The following is a 23,524-nucleotide window of genomic DNA, read 5'->3' as shown; positions in this document are numbered from 1 at the left end:
GTCAACGCGCGCCCGTGTGTTGCTCGTGCTGCACGCGCCGCTTCCACAGCGCCCACGGGCGCTCGACCTGCGTTTCGATGTTCGCGCACGCGGTCGCGGCTTCCTGCTCGCTCAGATAAACCACATCACCCAGTTGCAGCGCCTCGATCTGCATCCGCGCGTTCACTTCCGCGTAGACCGCGCGATACACGGCCTGCTTGAGCGTCGGCGCGACCACGGTCGAACCGTGACCGCGCATCAGTACGAACGCCGCACTGCCGAGCCGCTGCGCCAGCGCCGCGCCGAGCGCGTTGTCGCGCACGAGCAGGTCCGTCGCATCGCCGGCGGTATCGCGAATCTCGAACACCGGCGTACCCGCGCCGAGAAATCCGCTCATGTGGCACACCGGCCGCAGCGGCGTGCGTTGCGTCACGCTGAACGGCAGCACGGTCGGCGAATGGCTGTGGACGATCGCCTGCACGTCCGGACGCGCTTTATAGATCTCGCCGTGGATGAAACGCTCCAGATAGACGGCGCGCCCGCCGGCATTGACCGGCACGCCGTCCAGCGTGAATTCGACGATGTCGTCGATGCCGACGGTGCCCGGCGCCATGTTGCGCGCCAGCAGGAAGCGCTGCGGATCCTTGTCGTGACGGACGCTGACGTGACCGAAGGCATCGACGATGCCCTGGTCGAACAGGATGCGGTTCGCGCAGACGAGATCCTCGACGAGCGCGGGATCCGGCGCATCGGCGGGACGCCCGGCATCGTCCGCATACGCGGCTGCGCCGCCGGATTGAAGATGAAGAGTACACATGGGTCGGCCTGTTTTCGGGTTGACTGGCAGTGCGCACGCCCGCTTCGCGTCGCGAGGCGGACCGTCAAGCACCCGGCCAGCTTAGGACCGCGCCGACCATAGGTCTATTAGCTATTGATCGCCAAACAGATAGCCCGATGACTATGAATTCGGGACGCCCGCTGCCGCGCCCGGCGACGCGGAATCGACGATGAACTGCACGAGTTCGGCCTGGAACGCCGAGAAGCGCTTGTCGTCGCGATGCACGAGATAGATCGGCACCTTCATCGACAGCTCCGGGCGATCGAGCACGACCAGCTCGCCGCGCTCGACCTCCGCACGCACCGCCGACGCGAACATGAAGCTCACGCCGAGGTTCTCGCGCACCACGTGTTTCATCGCCTCCGGATGCCCGAGTTCCATCACGACCTTGCGCTGTTCGAGGCCGCGCTCGCGCAGCAGCGCCTCTTCGAGCTCGCGGCGCGGCTGGTTGCGCGGCGTGCTCACGAACGGCACGCGGCGCAGGTCGAGATCGCCGGCCGGCTGCGCGGCCCACGGGCTCGACGCGCCGCACACGAGCAGCAGTTCGTCCTCCCACACGGGAATGGTCGCCAACCCTTCGAGATCCTGATTGGCCGCGATCAGGATGACCGCGAAATCGCAACCGCCGACACGGGTCGCATCGACGGCCGCCTGCGGCGTCAGGATCTGCACGGTCACGAGCCCGTCGGGCTGCCGCCGGTGGAACTCGGCGAACAGCGGCGGCAACGCGTACGAGCCGATCGACATCGACGTCGCCACCACCGCGGTGCCCATTTCGCCCTGTTCGAGACCGGCGAGTTCGCGCTCGACCTCGCGAGTGCGCGTGATCACCTCGGTCGCCCAGCGATAGATGCGCTCGCCGGCTTCCGTGAGTGCGATGTTGCGGCCGGCGCGCTTCACGAGCGCGTAGCCGAGCCGCTTCTCCATGCTGCGCACGTGCGCAGTCACGACCGGCTGCGCGATGCACAGGCGGTCGGCCGCGCGCGTGACGCTGCCGAGCTCGACCACCGTGCAGAACACCTCGAGCTTCTGAAAAGTGAGATACGAATCGAATCCGCGCACAGTCCCCTCGCCCATAGCCATCCGGGTATCGGATGGCACCGTAATACGTATTGGAAGATATGTTTCAGGTTACGCACAATCGAATGAACCCACAACCGAGAGGCCTGCGTTCAGGCCCACCTGGAGACATCATGGTTCGTTCGACGTCTGTTCCGGCCGGTCGCCGCGCCCCGCGTTCGCGGGTCGCGCCGGCCTGCCCTGCCGCCCGGCACCGCGAGGTGCGTCGATGAAAACCGATACGTACGACTACGTGATCGTCGGCGCCGGCTCGGCCGGTTGCGCACTCGCCTACCGGCTCGGCGAGGACCCGAACGTCCGCATCCTCGTGATCGAGGCCGGCGAGCAGGATCGCTCGCCGTACATCAAGGTGCCGCTGACGTGGGGCCAGATCCTGAAGAACCGGCTGTTCGACTGGGGCTATTTCACCGAGCCGGAAGCCGGCATGGACGGCCGCCGGATCGAATGCGCGCGCGGCAAGGTAGTGGGCGGCTCGTCGTCGATCAACGGCATGGCCTACGCACGCGGCGCGCGGGAAGACTACGAAGGCTGGGCCGACGAATTCGGCCTGACCGACTGGTCCTACGACGCGGTGCTGCCGTACTTCAAGCGCTCCGAATCGTGGGAGCGCGGCGAATCGGCGCTGCGCGGCGGCCGCGGCCCGCTCACCGTGATCCGGCTCGACTATCGCGACCCGTTGGTGGGTGGCTTCCTCGACGCGACACGTGCCTGCGGCTATCCCGAGAACGACGACTACAACGGCGCATCCGTCGAAGGCTTCGGGCCGATGCAGGCCACGATCCGCAACGGCCTGCGCTGCAGCGCCGCGGTCGCCTACCTGCGCCCGGCGCTCGCGCGCGGCAACGTCACGCTGGTGACGGGCGCCCTCGCGAAGCGCATCGTGCTCGATACCGACCGGGGCGCGCCGCGCGCCATCGCGATCGAGTATCGCCGGGGCGAATCCGACTACCGCGCCGATGCGCGCCGCGAAGTCATCCTCTGCGGCGGCGTGATCAATTCGCCGCAACTGCTGATGCTCTCCGGCATCGGCGCGGCCGACAGCCTGCGCACGCACGGCATCGCGTCGACGGTCGAATTGCCCGGCGTGGGCACGAACCTTCACGATCACATCGTGTTCGACCTGCGCTGGAGCCGCAAGGAACCCGGCCCGCTGCACCGGATGATGCGTGCCGATCGCATCGCGTTCGACGTCGTGCGCACGTTTGCCGGCGGCAACGGCTTCTCGAGCACGATCCCCGCCGCCGCGCTTGGCCTGGTCAGGAGCCAGCCTCACCTGCCGCTGCCGGACGTGCAGCTGATCCTCGCGGCCGGCGCGATGAACGCCGCGCCGTATTTCGAGCCGTTCAAGCATGCGTATGCCGATTCGTTCGCGATCAAGGGCATTTTCCTCACGCCCGAAAGTCGCGGACGCGTGTCGCTGAAGTCGGCCGATCCGGCCGAGCATGCGCGGATCGAACAAAACTTCCTCGCCACCGAGAATGATCGCATCGCTGCGCGGGAGATGTTCCGGCGCATGCGGGAAATCGGCGCGCAGGCCGGACTGCGCCCGTTCATCGACGCAGAGATCGCACCGGGCCCGCAAGTCCAGAGCGATGCAGATGTCGACGCGTTCATTCGTCGCATCGCGATCACCCTTCATCACCCGGTCGGCACGTGCCGCATGGGCCGCGACGACGATCCGGCGGCCGTGGTGGATACGCAGATGCGCGTGCGCGGCGTGGCCGGCTTGCGGGTGGTCGACGGCTCCGCGATCCCGCGCATCATCCGCGGGCCGACCAACGCGCTGATCATGATGATGGCCGAACGCGCGGCGGATTTCATGACCGGGAAAGCCGTGCCGGTGCCGCAGGCGCAGGCACGCGCCACGGCACGGATATAGACAGTCGCGCGCGGGGCAGCGCACCACGCCCCGCTTCGATTCATTCCAATTCATTCAGGAGACACCGATGACCCATTCCTGCGGGCATGCGCATTGCCATGCGCACATCACGAATGCCGAACCGCATGCTTTTTCCCTCGCGCTCGGCAACGTCGAAATCATCCGGCTGTACGACACGACGCTGCTCGGCGAAACCGCGCAGAGCTGGCTGCCGGACTTCGACCGCGCACGCGTGGCGGAACACGAGCACTGGCTCGCGCCGACACACTACGATCCCGAAAGCGGCCGCATCCCGATGCCCGTGCACAGCTGGATCGTGCGGACCGGCCGGCATACGGTGCTGATCGACAGTTGTATCGGCAACCACAAGGAGCGGCCGGGGCTGCCGGAAATGCACCGGCTGTCGACGCGCTATCTCGACCGGATGCGCGCACTCGGCATCCAGCCCGAGGAGATCGACTACGTGATGTGCAGCCACCTTCACGCCGATCACGTCGGCTGGAACACGCAGCTCGTCAATGGTGTGTGGGTGCCGACCTTCCCGAACGCGCGCTACGTGATCTCGCAGGTCGAGCACGATCACCTGGTCCGCGCGATCCGGGGCGAAGGCCCCGCCGGCCCCGCGTGGTTCAGCCCGATGTACAACGACAGCGTGCTGCCCGTGATCGAGGCCGGCCAGGCCACGATGTTCGACGACACCTACGAGCTCGACGACACGTTCCTGATCCGCCACGCGCCGGGCCATTCTCCGGGTCACGTGCGCATCGAGCTGACGTCGCAAGGCTCGCGCGGCGTGTTCAGCGGCGACATGCTGCACTCGCCGATCCAGATCCCGTTCTGGCAATGGAGCAGCAAGGTCTGCGACGATCGCACGCTCGCCGCGAAGAGCCGCTTCGAGCTGCTCGCGCATTGCGTCGAGCACGGCGCACTGCTGCTGCCCGGTCATTTCGAGGCACCGCACGCGGGGCATATCGTCGATACGGCCGGCACGTTCGGCATCGAGTTCCTGCGCTGACGCACGCATGGCCGCCACGGCGGCCATGCCGCGCGAACCGGTGGGCTCATCCGGCGAAGCCGCCGGATGCGAGAAAGCGCGCCTCGTCGCGCGTCGTCTCGCGGCCGAGCAGCGCGTTGCGATGCGGGAAGCGGCCGAAGCGCGCGACGATCTCCCGGTGCCCGATCGCATGCGACAGCCACGGCTGGCCGAGCCTGCCGTTCAGTTCGACGGAAATCCGCTGGTCGTCGAGGTCTTCGGAATGGGCGAACGGCAAACAGAAGAACAGGCGCAGCGGCCGCTCGACCTGCGCCATCTGATCGTGCTCGTACGCGTGCATCGCGAACTGCCGTGCGAGCGCGTCGGTCGCATACATGCGCGCGGTGCCGCGAAACGCATTGCGCGGAAACTGGTCGGTGAGCAACAGCAGCGCGAGCGTCCCGTATGGCGTCGACAACCAGCCGTCCAGCTCGCGCCTTGCAGCGGCCAGGTGCGTATCGAGAAAGCGCTCGCGAAAGCGGCGATCGAAATCGGGATGTTTTGCGAACCATTGCGCGGGCCCGGCATCGATCCAGAACGTGATGACGGCCTGCGCCGGCGGCGCGGCAAACAATGGCATATCGATCTTCATGGCGAAGAGATGAACGACGGGTGAATGGAAGCGGCACGTCGACGACGGCCGTGCCCGCACCCGGCCCGTCGTCCTCCTGCCATTCAGGTGCGTTGGAACAGCAGCGTGGCAGCCACCGCAACCACGGCCGGCACGCCGAATACGATCGCGAGGATAGGCAGCTCCTCGCGTACGCCGTAGCCGGCCCGATGCACGCCAACCCACAGGTTGGCCAGCGAGACAACGAGCCAGACCGGCACGAACGCCTGGGCGGCAAACGCCAGCGATGCCGCGTGCGTGCCCCACAATTGCCCGAACAACAGGAACACGGTCAGCAACAGCACGCCGGCGACGATCGTCCAAAGTGTATGCATCGTGCCCCCGGTTACGCGAAGACGCCGAGCATCTTGCCGATGTCCTTTCCCGCATACGGCGGGAACACGTCGAGCACCGCGTCGGGATTGCCGATCAGCATCGCTTTGGTATTGCTCAACGCGTCGAAGCCGGCCTTGCCGTAGTACTTCCCCATCCCGCTGTTGCCGACGCCGCCGAACGGCAAACTGTCGATCCAGCAATGCAGGTTGGTCTGGTTCACGCATCCGCCGCCGAACGACAGGCTGTTGAGCACGCAGTCGATGCTCGCCTGCCGCTTGCTGAACACGTAGCACGCGAGCGGCTTCGGCTTGCGCTTCATGATGCCGACGATCTCGCGCAGTTCGCGGTACGGCAGCACGGGCAGCACCGGGCCGAACACTTCCTGTTGCATCGCCGGATCGTCCCAGGTCGACGGGTACAGCACGGTCGGCTCGACATAGCGTGCCGCGATGTCGTGACGGCCGCCGTGCACGACCTTGTCGGCGACGATGTAAGACGCGACGCGTTCGGCATCGTGTTCGCTGATCATTCGCGCGAAATCGGGGCTTTGTTGCGGATCGTCGCCGTACATCGCGGTGATCGACGCCTTGAGCTTCGCGATGAAGGCCTCGGCCACCGATTCATGCACGTACACATAGCCGGGCGCGATGCACCATTGTCCCGAGATCGCGTTGTGCCCCCACGCGACACGGTCGGCCGCGATGTCGAGATTCGCGGTTTCGTCGACGATGCATGGGTTCTGCCCGCCGAGTTCCAGCAAGACCGGTGTCAAATGCTCGGCGGCGGCGCGCATCACGACCTTGCCGACCGCCGAGCTGCCGGTGAAGAAGATGAAGTCGAACGGCAACTCCAGCAATGCGCCGATTTCCTGGCGACCGCCCGTGACGACGGCGACGTCCTCCGGTGAGAAGTACTGCGGCACGAGCCGGCTCAGCAGCGCGGCCGTCGCGGGCGTGGTGTTCGCCGGCTTCAGCACCACCGTATTGCCGGCTGCCAATGCCGCGATCGCCGGATCCAGCAGCAACAGAATCGGCGCGTTGAACGGGCCGATCACGAGCGTCACGCCGTACGGCTCCTTGTAGATCATGCCGGCGTTGCCGGCCGCCTCCAGCGCCGGCGGAATCGCCACTGTCTGCGGCGCCATCAGTTCGTGCAGATGCTCGCGGTAGTAGCGGATGACACCGGTCGGCACGGAGATTTCGAACAGTTGCTCGAACGGCGGCTTGCCGAAATCCTCGTACAGCGCCGCGCACAGCGCGTCCTGGTGATCGTGCAGCATCCGCTCCATCCGGTCGAGCTGCGCGATGCGCCATGCAAGGGTTTTCGTGACGTCCGAGTCGAAACGCGCACGTTGCGCGTCGAGCACGGACTGGTAGGGGTTCGACATGGTCGCGTTCTCCTTGGGGAAGCCGCCGGCCGGAGCGGCAACGGGCGGCATGCGGACGGCTCAGGCCTGCCCGATGTCGAGCCGGGTAATCCGGCCATCGGCGTCGACCCGGAACTTGAAGTACGTACGGAACGTGCCCCAGCGATCCGAATGAAACCGGCCGTGGATCTCGAGCCCGTCGTTGTCGACGCGATCGATCGTCGTGAAGCGCTCGGTCCCGATCGCGTCCCGGTTGAATGCGTGCAGGTCTCGTGGCCGGCCGTCGTCGTACAGCGTCGCATCGGGCGCGAACAGCGCGGCCCATGCCGCGCCATCGCCTTGCTGGAGCGCGTCGATCGCGCGCCGCACGACCGGATGGTGGAGTATGTCGGTGTTCACGATGCCGATCCTCGATGAAAGACGGCCGCCCGTCGTCCTGCCCCGACGCGTGACGGGCAGGCAACGCGTGCCGGGCAAAACACGGGCAGCCGAGGTGTGTTACTTGGTCGTATAGCCGCCGTTGATCAGGATCGTCTGGCCGGTGATCCACCAGCCGTCGCTGACCAGGTGACGAATGAACGGCACGACGTCCTCGATGTCGGTCAGCCCCGTCTTCGAATACTTCGACAGCGCGGCGGCCGTCTTGTGATACGCGACCGCGTCCGCCCCCTCCTCCGGATAGAAGAACGGCGTGTCCATCGGGCCGGGCCCCACTGCCGTCACCGAAATGCCGCGCTCACCGAACTCCTTCGCCGCCGCGCGCGTGTAGTGCTCGACGGGCGCCTTCGTACCCGCATACGCGGCGTAATAAGGCGTGAATGCGCCGAGCAGCGCCGTAACCAGCGAGACGATCTTGCCGTTGTCGTTCACGTGCCGCCCCGCTTCGCGCAGGAAAAAGAACGCCGACTTCGCGTTCACCGCGCTCATCTGGTCGTATTCCGCTTCGCTGATTTCGGTGAACGGCTTTTTCAGCACCTTGCCGACCGTGTTGATCGCGATGTCCGGGCGGCCGACCGCCGCAACCGCATCGGCGAACAGCTTCTCGACGGCCGCCGCGCTCGTCAGGTCCGCCTGGAATGCGACCGCCTCGGCGCCGGCCGCCTTGATCGCCGCGACCGTCGTCTCCGCGTCCGCCTTCGAGCCTGCGCTGTTGTAGTGAATCGCGACGGCCTTCGCGCCATGCGCGGCCAGATCGCGTGCGATCAGGCCACCCAGGTTCTTCGCGCCGCCGGCGATCAGTACGGTCTTGCCCTTGATTTCATGATTTGCCATTTCGCTCTCCTGATTCATTTCCTGTTCGATCCACGTCCGGGATGACGTTCCGGATCAGTGGCCACGCGCCGGCTGCGGCCGGCCGCCCGGCGCGTCACGCATTCGCTTTCGGCTGCAGCAGGTCGGACAGGCCGACGCGATGCAGCATCTCCGCACGCACGCGGTCGAGCACCGCGAAGCCGACAGCCGCGCCGTCCTGCGTCGGATCGATGTGCACGCGGAACGGACGCTTGCCGAACGGCATGCCCACGATGTCGACGATCGCACGTGCCACCTCGCTTGCATCGGCGTCGGCCGGCACGATGTCCGCAAACGCCTTCAGCACCTGCTCGCCGAAGCCCGCATACGGCCCCGCATCGTATTCGGCCGCACGCGACGCGTCGGCCGGCGCGCCCGCATGCGCGAAATGGTTGGTGCCGCCGGTAAATGCGCCCGGCACGACGATCGACGTCTCGATGCCCCAGCGCGACAGCTCGCGCGCATACTGCACCGCGATCGCATCCATTGCGGCCTTCGCCGCGAAATACGGCGCCAGGTACGGCGGCGTGCCGCCCGCCGAGCTGCTGCTGGAGACCCAGAGCAGCAGGCCTCGGGCGCTTTTCCGCATATGCGGCAACACCGCGCGGTTCACGCGCTGCGTGCTCAGCACGTTCACGTCGTACAGGTGCGCATACTGCTCCGGCGTAAACGCTTCGGCGGGACCGAACACCATGTGCCCCGCGTTGTGCACCAGCACGTCGATGCGGCCGGCCTCGGCGATCACGCTGGCGACGCCGGCGTCGACGGAATCCTGCGACTGCACGTCGATCTCGACGGTGCGCAGATCGATGCCCTGCGCTTTCGACTGCGCGGCCATCTGCGCGACGACCGGCGCATTGCGTCCGGCCGTATCGCGCATCGACGCGAACACGGTGTGGCCGGCCGCCGCCAGCGCTTCGGCCGTCAGGCGGCCGAAGCCGCTCGACGCACCGGTAATGAGAATGGTTTTGCCCATGACGATGCTCCTTGATTGACGACTGCGATCCTTCGATACGAACCGTGCGGACTCAAACCATCCCGCCGTTGCTGCGCAGCACCTGCCCGTTGATCCAGCCGCCGTCCGGACCAACGAGGAACGCGACCGCGTTCGCGATATCGGCCGGTGTACCGAGACGCTCCAGCGGATTCATCTTCGACAGGCGCTCGATCAGCTCCGCCGACTTGCCGTTCAGGAACAGGTCGGTCGCGGTCGGCCCCGGCGCGACGGCGTTGACGGTGATCGAGCGACCGCGCAGTTCCTTGGACAGGATGCCCGTCATCGCTTCGACCGCTGCCTTGGTGGCCGTATAGACGCCGTACGTCTCGGGCCTCAGTCCGACCACGCTGCTCGACAGGTTGACGATGCGCCCGCCGTTGCGCAGCCGGCGCGCCGCCGCGCGCAGCGTGTTGAACGTCCCCTTCAGGTTGATGGCGATCTGCGTGTCGAACAGCGCGTCGTCGCTATCGACCAGTGGCGCCAGCTTCATGATTCCGGCGTTGTTCACCAGCACGTCGACGCCGCCGAACTTCGCTTCGGCCACATCGAACAGCCGCGCCACGGCAGCCGGATCGCTGACGTCCGCCTGGACCGCGACCGCCCGCCCGCCCTCGCCCGCGAGATCGCTCGCCAGTTCCTCGGCCTCGCTCGCCTTGCCTGCGTAATTGATGACGACGGCCAGCCCGTCGTCCACCAGGCGCCGCGCGATTGCCGCGCCGATACCTCGCGATGCGCCGGTCACGATCGCCACGCTTGTTCGATTGTTCATGTCTGCTTCTCCACGGTTTCGCGTCCAGCGCATCCGGACGCATGCCTGGCCCGCGCGATATCGATCGCGACGAGGGCCGATTCACGACGATTCCTTCCCGTTACTTAGCACACCGATACTATTGATCCGGACCTTACCCGAACGAACCGGATACCCGCTCAGTCGCGCTGAGTCGATCGCGACACGGTTTCCCATGCGCGGATATCACGCTCGATCGATTCGGCTCGGCCGAGCATCGTTCCCACCGCATCGGCACCGAGCGCGAGATGGACCGGCGGCTTCTCCGCCTTGAGGATATCGACGATCGCCTGTGCGCCCTTTTCCGGCACATTGGGCTGCTTGCCTTGCAGTTGGCCGATGAATCCGCGGAACCGGCCGGCCGGCGTGTCCGCGTAGTCGTCGATCCGGTTCGACGTATACGCCAGCGAACGTCCGGCGAACTGGGTTTCGAAAATGCCGATCGTCAGCACCGTCACATGAATGCCGAGCGGTGCGAGCTCGCCGGCCAACGCCTCGCCGAGCACGCCGGTCGCGGCCTTGGCCGCGGCGTACACGCCCAGCCCCGGGTAGCCCGCGAACCCGGCGATCGACGAGAACTGCACGATGTGCCCCGAGCGCTGGCGGCGCATGGTGGGCAAGACCGCATGGATCAGGCGCAACCCGCCGAAAAAATTCACGTCGAAGATCTGCTGCGCATCGGCTTCGGTCGTCTCTTCGACCGCGCCGACCGTGCCGACGCCAGCATTGTTGGCGAGCACGTCGATCCGGCCGAACTGCTCGATCACACGCTGCACGCCCGCCGCTACCGTGTCGGGCTGCGTGATGTCCATCAGGACACCGAGCGCACGCCCGGGCGCAAGCCGTTCGAATTCGGCGACCTGCTCCGCGCCGCGTACGGTGCCCGCGACCCGCGCACCTTCTGCGAGCAGCCGTTGCGCCAGTTCGCGACCGAGACCGGACGAGACGCCAGTGATCAATACGACCTTGTCTGCCATCGATGCTGTGTTCATTCGAAAACTCCGGATCACTGAGAGTATTGGGATGGATCGAGTGTAGTCGAGCCGATGGCGCGAATGAACGGGGCGCGTCGAGATGCACTATCCACGATTGACTAACAATCGGTTCAACCATATTAGCGTTCCGACCGTGCCGGTTCTTTCAAGAATGCGTACCGGAAAAATGAAAATCCGGAAGCCGGCCGAGCGGACACATCGACGTTGCCGCGCGGTGTTTCATCAGACAACACGGGCCTTCCGCGTGCAGCCGCCCGTTTGACAATTCTTGACGCACGGTGCGCCGGCAAGGTGCAATAGTGGGCACGCACGCCGGTTGCGTGCGTCCCGTCACACCGCCGCCGGCATCGAGTCGCGCCGGCATCCGTTCGGAGTGGAAACCAGCATGAGCGACCCGCTTCACAGGACGCACCGGTTTCGCAGCGACGACCCCGACGAAGTGTCCGATTTCATCGGCACGATCTATGCCGACAACCAGTTCACGGCGCAGCACGCGGTTCGTCGGAATGTCAGCATGACGGGACATGAATGGAACGGCATCGGCGTCTACGACGTCGACTACCTGATGCCTTTTCACTTCCGCTCGAACGATGCGCGTCCGAACTACCTGTTCCTGTCCTGCCGTCGTGGCCACGCTCGTTACGAAAGCAACGGTGACGATGCGGCCTGCACGACGGGTGACGTCATGCCGATTTCGTCGACTGGCCACTCGTTCTGCACGACGGGTGGCGACGGATTCGGCCATCTGTCGGTCATCATCGATGCGGACCGGGTCAACCGCTTTCTCGCACAATGGATTGGCCGGCCGGGGCTCGAGCCGGTCGAGTTCGGGCTGACACCGGTCTCGCCCGAGCTGCGGATGCAATGGAATGCCGCGGCCGGTTGCCTGCGCCGGATGATCAGGATGTCGCCCATTCCCGGCGTCGCCGTCGACGCGTTGCTCGAACACATGCTGAAGATCATGGTGGCCGGCCACGCGAACAACCACGGCGCACTGTTCGACCGCGACCATTGCACGCCCGAACACCAGACTCGCATGGCAATCCACATGCTCGAGGACGCGCCGCTGCGGTGGAAAACGCTCGGCGCGATCGCGCACGTGCTCGGCTGCGCGACCGAGGCGCTGGAGCACGGCATCCGCCGCCTGACAGGCCGGTCATCGACCGAGCTGCGCAACGAAGCGCGCTTTCGCCACGTGAACCGCGCGCTCGCGCGAGGCGACGGGCCGGATTTCGATGCGACGTTGCATGCGCATGGATTCTCGATCACGGCGCGCTTCATTCGGGAGTACTACCGTCGCTTCGGCGAACCGCCCGGCGCCACCTACCGGCGAAACCCGCACGCCGCCGATCAGCCGTTGACAGCCGACGCCGCCAGCGCGCCGCTGTGCGCACAGACGATCAACCGGTTCATCGATGCGTCGCTGGAAAGCCGTATCGACACGGCCGACCTCTGCCGACTGGTTGGCATGAGCGAGCGCGCGACGATCGACGCATTCAGGATGCAGTTTTCCCGCACGCCGGCGCAATACATCATCGAGCGGCGGCTGGAACGCGCACGCCTGCTGCTCGAACATACGTCGGACAGCATCCTGTCGATCGCACTGGACTGCGGATTCGGCACGCAAAGCTACCTGTCGACCGCGATTCGGCGGCACTTCGGCGTAACGCCGCGGGAATTGAGGATGCGGGCGGCATCCGCCGGCCGCAGCAGGACGGACGACGGTCAATACGATCCGGAGGACTAGGCGAAACCCGGAGCACCGGCATCGCAGCGTGCCGGATATCGAATGAACGTGTCTGCCGTCTACCTGTCGTAAATATCGCCGCGGATACGCGCGTTGCGCATCCGCGGCGCTTTTTCAGGAGGCTCGCCCGTCACACATGCACCGCGTGCCCAAGCGCACGCAGCGCGGCCTCCTGCAGCGCTTCGCCGAGCGTCGGGTGCGCATGGATCGTGCCGCCGATATCCTCCAGCCGCGCGCCCATCTCCAGCGACTGCGAGAACGCGGCAGCCAGCTCCGACACGCCGCGCCCGACCGCCTGCCAACCGACGATCAGGTGGTTGTCGCGCCGCGCGACGACACGCACGAAGCCGTCGGTCGCCTGCAGCGTCATCGCGCGCCCGTTCGCCGCGAACGGGAACGACGCGCTCACGCAGTCGACATCGGCCGCCCGCGCGTCGTCCGGCGACCAGCCGGCCGTGACGATCTCCGGATCGGTGAAGCACACGGCCGGGATCGATGCGGGCACGAACTTGCGGCGCTTGCCGGCGATCAGCTCGGCCACCATCTCGCCCTGCGCCATCGCGCGATGCGCGAGCATCGGCTCGCCGGCGACGTCGCCGATCGCCCAGACGTTGCGCATCGACGTCCGGCACTCGTCGTCGATCCACAGCGCGCGGCCGTTGCGATCGAGCGGCAGCGACTCGAGCCCGAAGCCGTCGACGCGCGGCCGGCGGCCCACCGCCACCAGCACGCGGTCGGCCTGCAGCGTCTGCTCCGCGCCATCGGCGGCCTGCACGCGCACCGCGCCGTGCTCCGCGAGCCCGAGCACCTTGTGGCCGAGCAACAGCCGCACGCCCAGCCGCGCGAGCGAATCGGCAACCGGCCGCGCGAGTTCGGCATCGTACGCGGGCAACACGCGCTCCGCCGCTTCGACCACGCTCACGTCGACGCCGAGCTTGCGATAGACGATCCCGAGTTCGAGCCCGATATACCCGGCGCCGACGACGACCAGCCGCTTCGGCAACGTCTCGGGCGACAGCGCCTCGGTGGACGACACGACATGCCCGCCGAACGGCATCGACGGCAGCGCGACCGGCTCGGAGCCGGTCGCGAGCAACAGGTGCTCGCAGCTGATGCGCGTCGTATGGCCGCCGCCGACGACGTCGACGGTCTTGCCGTCGACCACCTGCGCATCGCCGTGCAGCACGCGCACGCCGTTCTTCTTGAGCAGCGCGCCGACCCCGCGCGTCAGCCGGTCGACGATGCCGTCCTTCCAGGCGACGCTTTTCGCGATGTCGATCTCGGGCGTGCGCACGCGGATCCCGAGTGCGCCCTCGCCCGCGTGGCCGCGGGCCTGTTCGAATGCATCGGCCACGTGGATCAGCGCCTTCGACGGAATACAGCCGATGTTCAGGCACGTGCCGCCGAGCCGGTCGCGCTCGACGAGCACGGTCGGAATGCCGAGCTGGCCGGCGCGAATCGCGGCGACGTAGCCGCCCGGGCCGCCGCCGATCACGAGCAGCGTGGTGTGTTCGTTCTTCATTGCGTGATCACTCCACGAACAGCAGTGCCGGGCGCTCGAGCACCGCGCGCACGGCCTGGATGAATTCGGCCGCATCCGCGCCATCGACGACGCGATGGTCGAACGACGACGACAGGTTCATCATCTTGCGCGCGACGACCGCGCCGTCGCGGATCATCGGCCGCTCGACGATGCGGTTCACGCCGACGATGCCCACTTCGGGATGATTGATGACCGGTGTCGACACGATGCCGCCGAGCGCGCCGAGGCTCGAGATCGTGATCGTCGAGCCGCTCAGCTCGTCGCGCTGCGCGCGGTTCGCGCGCACTGCGTCGGCAAGCCGCGCGATCTCGGCGGAAATCGACCACACGTCGCGCGCTTCCGCATGACGCAGCACGGGCACCGTGAGGCCGCCGTCCGTCTGTGTCGCGACGCCCATGTGCACCGCGCCGTAGCGCGTGACGACACCCGCTTCGTCGTCGAAACGCGCGTTGATCTGCGGGAAGTCGCGCAACGCGATCACCATCGCGCGGATCAGCAGCGGCAGCGGCGTGAGCTTGCCGCGCGTGTCGCCGTGGCGGCGATTCAGTTCCGTGCGCAACGATTCGAGCTCGGTGACGTCGATCTCCTCGACGTAGCTGAAGTGCGGAATGCGGCGCTTCGCTTCCTGCATCTTGCGCGCGATCGCGCGCCGCAGGCCGATCACCGGCACGTCGGTTTCGTCGTTGCGTTCGGCGTAGCCCTGCGCGTGCGAACCACGCGCCGCACCGCTGCCGGTGCCCGCATACGCATCGAGGTCCGCGTGCAGGATACGCCCTGCTTCACCGGTGCCGCGCACATAGCGCAGCTCGATGCCCATGTCCCATGCGCGCTGGCGCACGGCCGGCGACGCGAGCGGCCGTTCGCCCGGCGCGAGCGCCGCGCGCGGCGGCTCCGCTTTCTCCGCGTGCCCAGCATGCTTCGCACGACGCGGCTCCGCCGGTGCGTGCTTCGCCGCCGGCTTGGCGGACGATTCGGCCGGCGCCTCGACCACCGACTTCGACGGCGCCGAAGCGACCGGTGCGGTTGCTACCTTTGATTCCCGCACCGGTGCGCCGGCCTTCAGGTTGCCGTCGCCTTCGACCTCGAGGCGAATCAGCTCGCTGCCGACCGCCATCATCTCGCCGATCCGGCCGCCGAGCTCGATCACCTTGCCCGTCACCGGCGACGGAATCTCGACCGCCGCCTTGTCGGTCATCACATCGGCGAGCGGCTGGTCTTCCTTGATCGTCTGCCCGACTTCCACGTGCCAGGCCACCAGCTCGACCTCGGCAATCCCTTCGCCGATATCCGGCATCTTGATGACATGAATCCCCATCTCACGCCTCCATCACGCGTCGCAACGCTTCACCGACCCGGGCCGGGCCCGGAAAGTACGCCCACTCCTGCGCATGCGGATACGGCGTATCCCAGCCCGTCGTGCGCTCGACCGGTGCCTCGAGGTGGTAGAAGCAATGTTCCTGGACCAGCGACACCAGTTCCGCACCGTAACCGCAGGTGCGCGTCGCCTCGTGCACCACGACGCAGCGCCCGGTCTTGCGCACCGACGCGACGATCGTGTCGAGGTCGAGCGGCCACAGCGTGCGCAGGTCGATCACCTCCGCGTCGATGCCCGTCTCCTCGGCCGCGGCGAGCGACACGTGCACCGTCGTGCCGTAGGTCAGCACCGTCACGTCGTTGCCTGGCCGCACCACGGCGGCCGTATCGAGCGGCACCGTGTAGTAGCCTTCGGGCACCGCGCTGGCCGGATGCTTGAGCCACGACGTGACCGGCCGGTCGTGATGGCCGTCGAACGGCCCGTTGTACAGCCGTTTCGGCTCGAGGAAGATCACCGGATCGTCGTTCTCGATCGAGGCGATCAGCAGCCCCTTCGCGTCGTACGGATTCGACGGCATCACCGTGCGCAGCCCGCACACCTGCGTGAACATCGCCTCCGGGCTCTGGCTGTGCGTCTGGCCGCCGTAGATGCCGCCGCCGCAGGGCATGCGGATCGTCATCGGCGCGATGAACTGGCCGGCCGAGCGATAGCGCAGCCGCGCACCTTCCGACACGATCTGGTCGGACGCCGGGTAGAAATAGTCGGCGAACTGGATCTCGCACACCGGGCGCAGCCCGTATGCGCCCATCCCCACCGCCGCGCCGACGATCCCGCTTTCGGAGATCGGCGCGTCGAACACGCGCGACTTGCCGTATTTGTTCTGCAGTCCTTCGGTACAGCGGAACACGCCGCCGAAATAACCGACGTCCTGCCCGAACACGACCACGTTGCTGTCGCGCCCGAGCATCACGTCCATCGCCGAGCGCAGCGCCTGGATCATCGTCATCGGCTGCGTTGCCGTGCCTGTCTCGTGTTGCGCCATGATCACGCTCCCAGTTCCTGGCGCTGACGGCGCAGGTGCGCGGGCAGCTCCTTGTACACGTCGTCGAACATCGACGCCGGCGACGGAATCCGGTCGTCGGCCAGCGTGCCGAATTTCTCCGCTTCCTTCTGCGCGGCGATCACCTCGGCCTCGAGCTCGGCCGTCAACGCTTCGTGCGCGCTGTCGGACCAGATGCCCTTGACGATCAGGTGGCGCTTGAAGCGTTCGATCGGATCGCCGAGCGGGAAATGGGACCAGTCGTCGCTCGGCCGGTACTTGGTCGGGTCGTCGGACGTCGAATGCGCGCCCGCACGGTAGGTCACCCACTCGATCAGCGTCGGGCCGAGATTGCGGCGCGCGCGTTCGGCCGCCCAGCTCGACGCCGCGTAGATCGCGAGGAAGTCGTTGCCGTCGACGCGCAGCGACGCGATCCCGCAGCCGACGCCGCGCCCGGCGAAGGTCGTGCCTTCGCCGCCCGCGATCGCCTGGAACGTCGAGATCGCCCACTGGTTGTTGACGACGTTCAGCACGACCGGCGCGCGGTACACGTGCGCGAACGTGAGCGCGGTATGGAAGTCGGATTCGGCCGTCGCGCCGTCACCGATCCACGCGGACGCGATCTTCGTGTCGCCCTTGATCGCCGACGCCATCGCCCAGCCGACCGCCTGGATGAACTGCGTCGCGAGGTTGCCGGAGATGGAGAAGAAGCCCGCGTCGCGATCCGAGTACATCACGGGGAGCTGGCGGCCTTTCAGCGGGTCGCCTTCGTTCGACATCAGCTGGCAGATCATCCGTTCGAGCGGGACGTCGCGCGTGATCAGGATGCTCTGCTGCCGGTAGGTCGGGAAGCACATGTCGCCGTCGCGCAGCGCCATCGTGTGCGCGGTGCCGATCGCCTCTTCGCCGAGGCTCAACATGTAGAAGGAGATTTTCTTCTGACGCTGCGCGATCATCATGCGCGCGTCGAAAATGCGGGTCTTGAGCATCGCGCGCAGGCCGGCGACCAGCCGCGCATCGTCGAGATCCGGTGCCCACGGGCCGACGGCCTTGCCGCTGTCGTCGAGCACGCGCACGAGGCTGCGGGCGAGATCGGCGGTGTCCGCCGCGGCAACGTCGATCGGCGGCCGGCGAACGGCGCCGGCCGGCGATAGATGCAGATAGGAAAAGTCCGTCTTGCAGCCCGGGCGCCCGGTGGGCTCCGGCACATGCAGACGCAATGGCTCTGACAGGCTCATCGTGTCGTCTCCACGCTCGATTGTGTCTCACGCTGATTGGGAACGCGCGACCGGTTGCCGGCCTGCGCGCGAGCTGGCGTGCGGATAGGCACGTCAACCTTGGAAATCTATGCCTTGCGGCGGCGGACGTCGATGCCCAAGCCGCTCGATTGCGGTGAGCAGATTTGCCATGTCGGGTGCGGGAGGGCCGCCGGGCGGGCATGGGCCGGTGGGCCGGCGTCGCCGTGCCGGCGCAAAGCAGGGCCTGACGGGAAATCGCGGATGTCGCTACGACCGATGCCGGGCGAGGACCGGATGCGCCGGACAACATCGCCACGCCGCGCCCGATCGGGCGGCAGTCGATGTCAGGGGAACGGCGATCGCGGACGAACGCCGCCGATCGGTGTGGCCAATTCGATCACTGCGCGAATGCGAAGCGCGGCGAGCCAGCCCCGCTCGCGTGCCGGGAGATACGTCCCCCGCATCCCCCGGCACGCTCGAGCGTCAGTGGTTTTGCGCGGGCGTGAACACGCCGCGAAAGCGCATCTTCCCGGACGCGAGGCGGTCATAGGCGTCGGTCGCCTGGTCCAGCGAGAACGTCTCGACGATCGGCTTGACCTTGCCTTTGGCGGCGAGGTCCAGCACCTCGCTCAGGTAGCGCAAGCCGCCATGCGTGGAGCCGATGACCTGCTGGCGCATCATGTGAAACGGCTTGCGCTGCGACGCGATCGAGAACGGCTTGCTGAAGTCGAGCCCGCACAGGATCACCCGGCCGTCGACCCGCACGCCAGTCATCGCTTCCTCTGCAGTACTGAACTCGTTGGTCGTGACCAGCAGGACATCCGCGCCGCCCAGATCGCGCAGTTCCGCACCGTTCGCGACGACCCGGTCCGCGCCCAGCCCGATCGCGAGATCGCGCTTGTCGGCCGAATGCGTGATCGCGATGGTCTCGAAGCCGCACGCGCGGGACAGCTGCAGCGCCACGTGCCCCAGCCCGCCGATGCCGAGCACGGCCACCTTCTCGTGCGGTTGCGGGGCCGCATCGCGCAAGCCGCTCCACGTCGTGTAGCCCGCGCACATCATCGGCGCGGCATCGACATAGGCCAGCCCGTCGGGCAACAGCACCGTGCCCTCGGCCGCGACGGCGATGTACTCCGCATGGCCGCCCTGCGATGCGAACCCGGTGGTCCGCGGCGCATCGCAGTTCACGGCCGTCTGGCCGGAAAGCGGGCGATGTTCGCGGCAGTACGGGCAGCGCCCGCACGCGGACTGCACCCACGTCGTGCCGATCCGGTCGCCCACCCGGCGCGCCTGCACGCCCGCGCCCACGTCGACGATTTCGCCGACCACCTCGTGGCCCGGTGTCTGCGGATAGATGTCGCCACCGTAGCCCTGCGTGGCCCACACGTCGGTGTAGCACATCCCGGACGCATGCACCTTCACCAGCACCTGCCCCGGCCCGGCTACCGGCATCGGCACTTCCTGCACTTCCCAGGGCCGGTTGGCCCCCGTCATCACGATCGCCTTCATCTTCATTGCCTGCTCCTTGTTCAACCGAACGCAGGACCTAGTCTAGAAAAGGCGCATTATCATGACAATCTCGCCAATCTTTACGCCACGATGAAACCAGCTCACCAATTGAAAAGCGGCGATCTCTTCTCGCTCAATGTGTTCCTCGCGGCGGCCACGCACCTCAGCTTCCGCACGGCATCGGTCGAGCTCGACGTCACGCCGTCGGCGATCAGTCATTCGATCAAGAGCCTCGAGCAGCGCCTGGGCGTTCGCCTGTTCAATCGCACCACGCGCAGCGTGTCGCTGACGGACGCCGGCGAGCGGCTCGCCGACAAGCTCCGCCCGGCGATTTCTTCGGTCGCGGAGGCGATGCTCGCAGTCGACGGGATGCGCGACACGCCCAGCGGCACCGTACGCATCAACGCCAGCGAAGGGGCGATCCGCCTCGTGCTCAAGCCGGTGCTCGCGCGCTTCCTGCGCGACTACCCGCAGGTCCACCTCGACATCGTGACCGACGGCAAGCTCGGCGACATCGTCGCCGGCGGCTTCGACGCGGGGATCCGGCTGGCCGAAGCCGTGCCGCAGGACATGATCGCGGTGCGTGTATCCGATCCAGTGCGGTTCGCCGCCGTCGCGTCGCCGGCCTATTTCGCCGCGCGCGGCCGCCCCGACGTGCCGCAGGATCTGGACCGGCACGACTGCATCCGCTTTCGCTTCGATAGCGGTGCGCTCTACCGCTGGGAGTTCGAGCGCCGCGGTGTCGTCGAAACGGTGAACGTCAGCGGCCCGCTCACGCTGACCGACCAGCCGTTGATGGTCGACGCCGCGATCGACGGGATCGGGATCGCCTTCGTGCCCGACCATCTCGTTCACGATGCGCTGGCCGATGGGCGTCTCGAACGCGTGCTGGCAGACTGGTGCCCAGTCATGCCGGGGCTGTGCCTGTATTACCCCGGTCATCGCCATGTTTCGGGCGGGCTGCGGGCGTTGATCGACAGGTTGCGGATTCAATCGCCCGATACCAGTCGAGCGCCTTCGCAACCGGCACGACGCCGTAAAGGCAGGAAACCCGCGAGCGACTGACCGATTGGGTCGACGGGCAGGATGCCGCGAGCCTTGCCGAAACGGTGTCGTTCGAATTCGTTTCCGGTCGCGCAGCGCAGATGGCGCGTGGCGCGATGCTCCTGCATCTGTACAACCACAAGACGTACCACCGTGGCTGGGTATGCCAGATGCTGTTCGAACTGGGTGTGACGCCACCGGAGACCGACCTGCCGGTCTACTTGAGTCGATGATGACGGCGGCGGCGCATGAGAACAGCCCGGCGCGCCGCGCCATGCCGCCCCGCTCGCATCGCATGCCGACGAACGGCTGCAATCAGCCGCACGCATACCTAACGATGACCGACATCCAGCATGTACCCTTCCCCGCGAATCGTGCGAATCAGGCGCGGCTCCTTGATGTCCTCGCGCAACTTCTGACGCAAGCGTGATATCTGCACGTCGATGCTGCGGTCGAACGTGTCGATCGACTTGCCGCGCGCGGTATCCATCAGGTATTCGCGGCTGAGTACGCGCCCCGGCGCGGCGAGAAACGCATTGAGCAGGCGAAATTCCGCGTTCGACAACGGAATGACCGTGTTGTCGGCCGCAATCAGGTGGCGGCCGATCTGGTGAAGCCGCCATCCGGCGAAGCGGCTTTCCTCCTGCGCCCGCGTCCGGCCCTGCGTTTGCGCACGCACGCGGCGCAGGATCGTCTGGATGCGCGCGACCAGTTCGCGCGGCTCGAACGGCTTGACGATATAGTCGTCGGCGCCCAGTTCCAGCCCGACGATCCGGTCGGTCATCTCGCCGCGCGCGGTCAGGATGATCAACGGGATTTCCGACGTCGCACGAATCTCGCGGCAGAGATTGAGGCCGTCGTCGTCCGGCAGCATCAGGTCGAGCACCACGAGATCGAAGCCGCCCTCCCCGAGCGCGTGATGCATTTCCGCGCCGCTGCCGGCTTGCGCGGTCGTCATGCCGAAGTCTGCCAGGCAGTCGCACAACAGGCTGCGAATCTGCGAGTCGTCGTCGACGACGAGAATACGAATCGCTTTGTTCACGGCGTCTTGTCTCCGATGTTGCGGCGGTGAGATGTGCCTCACTCATTATTGCCCGTCAATATAAGGGCTTTTTGCACGAATTGTTGCAGCGTTGAAATAATTGCTCCCGCACCTTGCCCCACAAGGTCATCCGGAAAAATCGGGACGCCTGACGAGCGTTCACGTCATGGATAACCCGCCCGGTATTTTCCCGAAGAGACGCCGCTCGGCATCGTCCGACTTCGCCGCTCCGTCTGGCTTCTCGACTCCCGCCGCGACTTGGCTCATCCGGAAAGACTTTGTGTCAGCGCCGATACAAAGCCGATATGAACCAGAAATGCCCGGGTTTTAACGTGGCTCCCAAGTCATATCGACGCAGGAGACACGCGGGACATGAACTACGCACAACCCAAGCCACCTGTCCGGCGCATTGGCGGCATCGCCTTCGTGGTCGGATTGCATGCGGTGATCGTCTACGCACTGCTCACCGGTCTCGCGACGAAAGTCGTGGACGTGATTCGTCAGCCGATCGAGACGCGCATCATCGAAGAGATCAAGCCGCCGCCCCCTCCACCCCCACCGCCGAAGCACATCGCACCGCCGCCGCCGAAGCACGTCGCGCCCCCGCCGCCGTTCGTGCCGCCCCCGGAAGTGCGCGTCGCGGCACCGCCGTCGCCGAACGCGATCGCCGCGCAGTCGACCACGCCCGCGCCGTCGGCCCCCGTCGCGCCGCCCGCGCCGCCCGCCGCTGCGGCGCCGGTGTCGACGAGCGTCGGCGTGGTGTGTCCCAACTCGACGCAGGTCCGCGCCGCCATTCGCTATCCGCGTGAAGCGCTCAAGGACAACCTGACCGGCGACGTCGTCGTGTCGTTCGTGGTCGGCACCGACGGCAACGTCAAGGACCTGAGCGTGACCCGGTCGGCCGCGCCCGTTCTCGACCGGGCCGCGGAAAACGCCGTGCGGCAGTTCCACTGCGTCGCACAGGGCGAGGAAGTCCGCGTGCAGGTGCCCTTCTCTTTCAAGCTCGATTGAGGCTGCCCTCGACAGCCGTTCCCTTTCCACTTGGCAACGCATTTCAGGAGACATTCATGCTCAACCGAACCCGCAAGGCCGCCCTCGCGACGGCACTGTTCCTCGCGGCCAGCGCCGCCCACGCCGCCACCGACACGGTGACGAATCCCTACGGTCTCGATGCGCTCTGGAAAGGCGGGGATTTCATTGCACGAGGCACGCTGCTCATCCTGGTCGTCATGTCCATGGGCAGCTGGTACATCATCGTCGCGAAACTGCTCGAGCAAACGCGCGTGCTGCGCCGCGCGAAGGCGGCGGAGGCGGGATTCTGGAAAGCAGGCAGTCTCGGCGAAGGCACGAAAAAACTGGACGCCGGCAGCCCGTTCCGCTTCATCGCCGAAACAGGTCTCGCGGCGTTCGACCATCACGAAGGCGCGCTGGTCGAACAGGTCGACCTCAACCAGTGGGTCGCGGCCGCCATCGAGCGGGCGACCACATCCGTCTCGAGCCGCCTGCAGGACGGCCTCGCGTTTCTCGGCACCGTCGGTTCGACCGCGCCGTTCATTGGCCTGTTCGGCACGGTGTGGGGCATCTATCACGCGCTGACGGCGATCGGCATCGCGGGCCAGGCCTCCATCGACAAGGTCGCGGGGCCGGTCGGCGAGGCGCTGATCATGACGGCCATCGGCCTGGCCGTCGCGGTGCCCGCCGTGCTCGGCTACAACTGGCTCGTGCGCCGCAACAAGGCGGTGATGGAGCGCGTGCGCGGGTTTTCGACGGAACTGCACATCGTCATCCTGACCGGCACGACCACGGCCGGGGCCGCCGCCGCGACCAAGGCCGCCGCCCTCACTCGCGTGGGGTGAG

23 protein-coding genes are annotated in these 23,524 nt (G+C 66.9%); 7 read left to right on the top strand and 16 right to left on the bottom strand.

The genetic code is table 11. The annotated features are described in order from the left end of the window. Position 1 precedes the first annotated feature (1 nt). Together CFB39_RS06470 and CFB39_RS06465 are read right to left on the bottom strand one after the other, a co-directional pair. On the bottom strand, positions 2-796 hold the full coding sequence (locus CFB39_RS06470; RefSeq protein WP_089430853.1) for a class II aldolase/adducin family protein: 795 nt from the start codon (positions 794-796) through the stop codon (positions 2-4). A 141-nt stretch (positions 797-937) separates the two neighbouring features. Continuing rightward, the gene (locus CFB39_RS06465; protein WP_241025879.1) at positions 938-1,894 is read right to left on the bottom strand and encodes a LysR family transcriptional regulator; all 957 of its coding nucleotides are present in this window, start codon (positions 1,892-1,894) and stop codon (positions 938-940) included. A 211-nt stretch (positions 1,895-2,105) separates the two neighbouring features. Here CFB39_RS06465 and CFB39_RS06460 point away from each other — a divergent pair, with 211 nt between their 5' ends. Both CFB39_RS06460 and CFB39_RS06455 read left to right on the top strand, forming a co-directional pair. Next, positions 2,106-3,776: a GMC family oxidoreductase gene (locus tag CFB39_RS06460; protein ID WP_089424955.1), complete on the top strand. Its 1,671-nt coding sequence runs from the start codon at positions 2,106-2,108 to the stop codon at positions 3,774-3,776. Between the two features lie 67 nt (positions 3,777-3,843). After that, the gene (locus tag CFB39_RS06455; protein WP_089430852.1) at positions 3,844-4,791 is read left to right on the top strand and encodes an MBL fold metallo-hydrolase; all 948 of its coding nucleotides are present in this window, start codon (positions 3,844-3,846) and stop codon (positions 4,789-4,791) included. Positions 4,792-4,837: 46 nt separating this feature from the next. Here the strand turns inward: CFB39_RS06455 and CFB39_RS06450 are convergent, their stop codons facing one another. The 8 genes from CFB39_RS06450 to CFB39_RS06415 all read right to left on the bottom strand — a co-directional run bounded on the left by CFB39_RS06450 (position 4,838) and on the right by CFB39_RS06415 (position 11,187). Continuing rightward, positions 4,838-5,401, bottom strand: a complete 564-nt coding sequence (locus CFB39_RS06450; protein WP_089424953.1) for a DUF924 family protein — start codon at positions 5,399-5,401, stop codon at positions 4,838-4,840. 83 nt (positions 5,402-5,484) lie between these two features. Beyond that, complete coding sequence (locus CFB39_RS06445) at positions 5,485-5,754, bottom strand: hypothetical protein (protein ID WP_089430850.1); 270 nt, start codon at positions 5,752-5,754, stop codon at positions 5,485-5,487. Positions 5,755-5,765: 11 nt separating this feature from the next. Further along, positions 5,766-7,142 (bottom strand): aldehyde dehydrogenase family protein, encoded by a 1,377-nt coding sequence (locus tag CFB39_RS06440; RefSeq protein WP_089472483.1) that lies wholly within the window; start codon positions 7,140-7,142, stop codon positions 5,766-5,768. A 60-nt stretch (positions 7,143-7,202) separates the two neighbouring features. Next, the gene (locus tag CFB39_RS06435; protein WP_069353673.1) at positions 7,203-7,520 is read right to left on the bottom strand and encodes a nuclear transport factor 2 family protein; all 318 of its coding nucleotides are present in this window, start codon (positions 7,518-7,520) and stop codon (positions 7,203-7,205) included. 99 nt (positions 7,521-7,619) lie between these two features. Then, positions 7,620-8,393 (bottom strand): SDR family oxidoreductase, encoded by a 774-nt coding sequence (locus CFB39_RS06430; protein WP_089425877.1) that lies wholly within the window; start codon positions 8,391-8,393, stop codon positions 7,620-7,622. A gap of 94 nt (positions 8,394-8,487) precedes the next feature. Then, positions 8,488-9,387 carry an SDR family oxidoreductase gene (locus CFB39_RS06425; protein ID WP_069353672.1) on the bottom strand — a complete coding sequence of 300 codons (900 nt, stop codon included), beginning with the start codon at positions 9,385-9,387 and terminating at the stop codon, positions 8,488-8,490. A 52-nt stretch (positions 9,388-9,439) separates the two neighbouring features. Next, positions 9,440-10,177, bottom strand: a complete 738-nt coding sequence (locus CFB39_RS06420) for an SDR family oxidoreductase (RefSeq protein ID WP_089424951.1) — start codon at positions 10,175-10,177, stop codon at positions 9,440-9,442. A 158-nt stretch (positions 10,178-10,335) separates the two neighbouring features. Next, positions 10,336-11,187 carry an oxidoreductase gene (locus tag CFB39_RS06415; protein WP_089472482.1) on the bottom strand — a complete coding sequence of 284 codons (852 nt, stop codon included), beginning with the start codon at positions 11,185-11,187 and terminating at the stop codon, positions 10,336-10,338. A gap of 388 nt (positions 11,188-11,575) precedes the next feature. Here CFB39_RS06415 and CFB39_RS06410 point away from each other — a divergent pair, with 388 nt between their 5' ends. Beyond that, on the top strand, positions 11,576-12,937 hold the full coding sequence (locus CFB39_RS06410) for a helix-turn-helix domain-containing protein (RefSeq protein WP_089472481.1): 1,362 nt from the start codon (positions 11,576-11,578) through the stop codon (positions 12,935-12,937). Positions 12,938-13,067: 130 nt separating this feature from the next. Here CFB39_RS06410 and lpdA read toward each other — a convergent pair whose 3' ends face one another. The 5 genes from lpdA to CFB39_RS06385 all read right to left on the bottom strand — a co-directional run bounded on the left by lpdA (position 13,068) and on the right by CFB39_RS06385 (position 19,524). Further along, entirely contained in the window at positions 13,068-14,459 is a 1,392-nt protein-coding gene (gene lpdA, locus CFB39_RS06405) for a dihydrolipoyl dehydrogenase (protein ID WP_089424949.1), read from the bottom strand. A 7-nt stretch (positions 14,460-14,466) separates the two neighbouring features. Next, on the bottom strand, positions 14,467-15,795 hold the full coding sequence (locus CFB39_RS06400; protein ID WP_089472480.1) for a dihydrolipoamide acetyltransferase family protein: 1,329 nt from the start codon (positions 15,793-15,795) through the stop codon (positions 14,467-14,469). A 1-nt stretch (position 15,796) separates the two neighbouring features. Next, the gene (locus tag CFB39_RS06395) at positions 15,797-16,837 is read right to left on the bottom strand and encodes an alpha-ketoacid dehydrogenase subunit beta (protein ID WP_089472479.1); all 1,041 of its coding nucleotides are present in this window, start codon (positions 16,835-16,837) and stop codon (positions 15,797-15,799) included. A 2-nt stretch (positions 16,838-16,839) separates the two neighbouring features. Then, on the bottom strand, positions 16,840-18,072 hold the full coding sequence (locus CFB39_RS06390; RefSeq protein WP_089472478.1) for a 3-methyl-2-oxobutanoate dehydrogenase (2-methylpropanoyl-transferring) subunit alpha: 1,233 nt from the start codon (positions 18,070-18,072) through the stop codon (positions 16,840-16,842). 483 nt (positions 18,073-18,555) lie between these two features. Then, entirely contained in the window at positions 18,556-19,524 is a 969-nt protein-coding gene (locus CFB39_RS06385; protein WP_256991360.1) for an alcohol dehydrogenase catalytic domain-containing protein, read from the bottom strand. Positions 19,525-19,671: 147 nt separating this feature from the next. Between CFB39_RS06385 and CFB39_RS06380 the strand changes: the two genes are divergently transcribed. Both CFB39_RS06380 and CFB39_RS06375 read left to right on the top strand, forming a co-directional pair. After that, on the top strand, positions 19,672-20,646 hold the full coding sequence (locus CFB39_RS06380; protein ID WP_089472477.1) for a LysR family transcriptional regulator: 975 nt from the start codon (positions 19,672-19,674) through the stop codon (positions 20,644-20,646). Next, positions 20,643-20,858, top strand: coding sequence for a DinB family protein (locus CFB39_RS06375; protein ID WP_089472476.1), 216 nt, complete (start codon positions 20,643-20,645; stop codon positions 20,856-20,858). The genes CFB39_RS06380 and CFB39_RS06375 overlap by 4 nt, the downstream gene beginning before the upstream one ends. A 98-nt stretch (positions 20,859-20,956) precedes the next feature. Here CFB39_RS06375 and CFB39_RS06370 read toward each other — a convergent pair whose 3' ends face one another. Further along, a complete protein-coding gene (locus CFB39_RS06370) occupies positions 20,957-21,667 on the bottom strand; it encodes a response regulator (RefSeq protein ID WP_197523792.1) in 711 nt (236 codons plus the stop codon). 372 nt (positions 21,668-22,039) lie between these two features. Here CFB39_RS06370 and CFB39_RS06365 point away from each other — a divergent pair, with 372 nt between their 5' ends. Both CFB39_RS06365 and CFB39_RS06360 read left to right on the top strand, forming a co-directional pair. Then, complete coding sequence (locus CFB39_RS06365) at positions 22,040-22,678, top strand: energy transducer TonB (protein WP_089472475.1); 639 nt, start codon at positions 22,040-22,042, stop codon at positions 22,676-22,678. Between the two features lie 56 nt (positions 22,679-22,734). Continuing rightward, the gene (locus CFB39_RS06360; RefSeq protein WP_089472474.1) at positions 22,735-23,523 is read left to right on the top strand and encodes a MotA/TolQ/ExbB proton channel family protein; all 789 of its coding nucleotides are present in this window, start codon (positions 22,735-22,737) and stop codon (positions 23,521-23,523) included. The last annotated feature ends 1 nt before the right edge of the window (position 23,524 follow it).

This window comes from Burkholderia sp. AU6039 (assembly GCF_002223365.1).
Lineage (GTDB): Bacteria > Pseudomonadota > Gammaproteobacteria > Burkholderiales > Burkholderiaceae > Burkholderia.
Note: the sequence above shows the minus strand (reverse complement) of the source record. Positions and strands in the feature narration are given on the sequence as shown.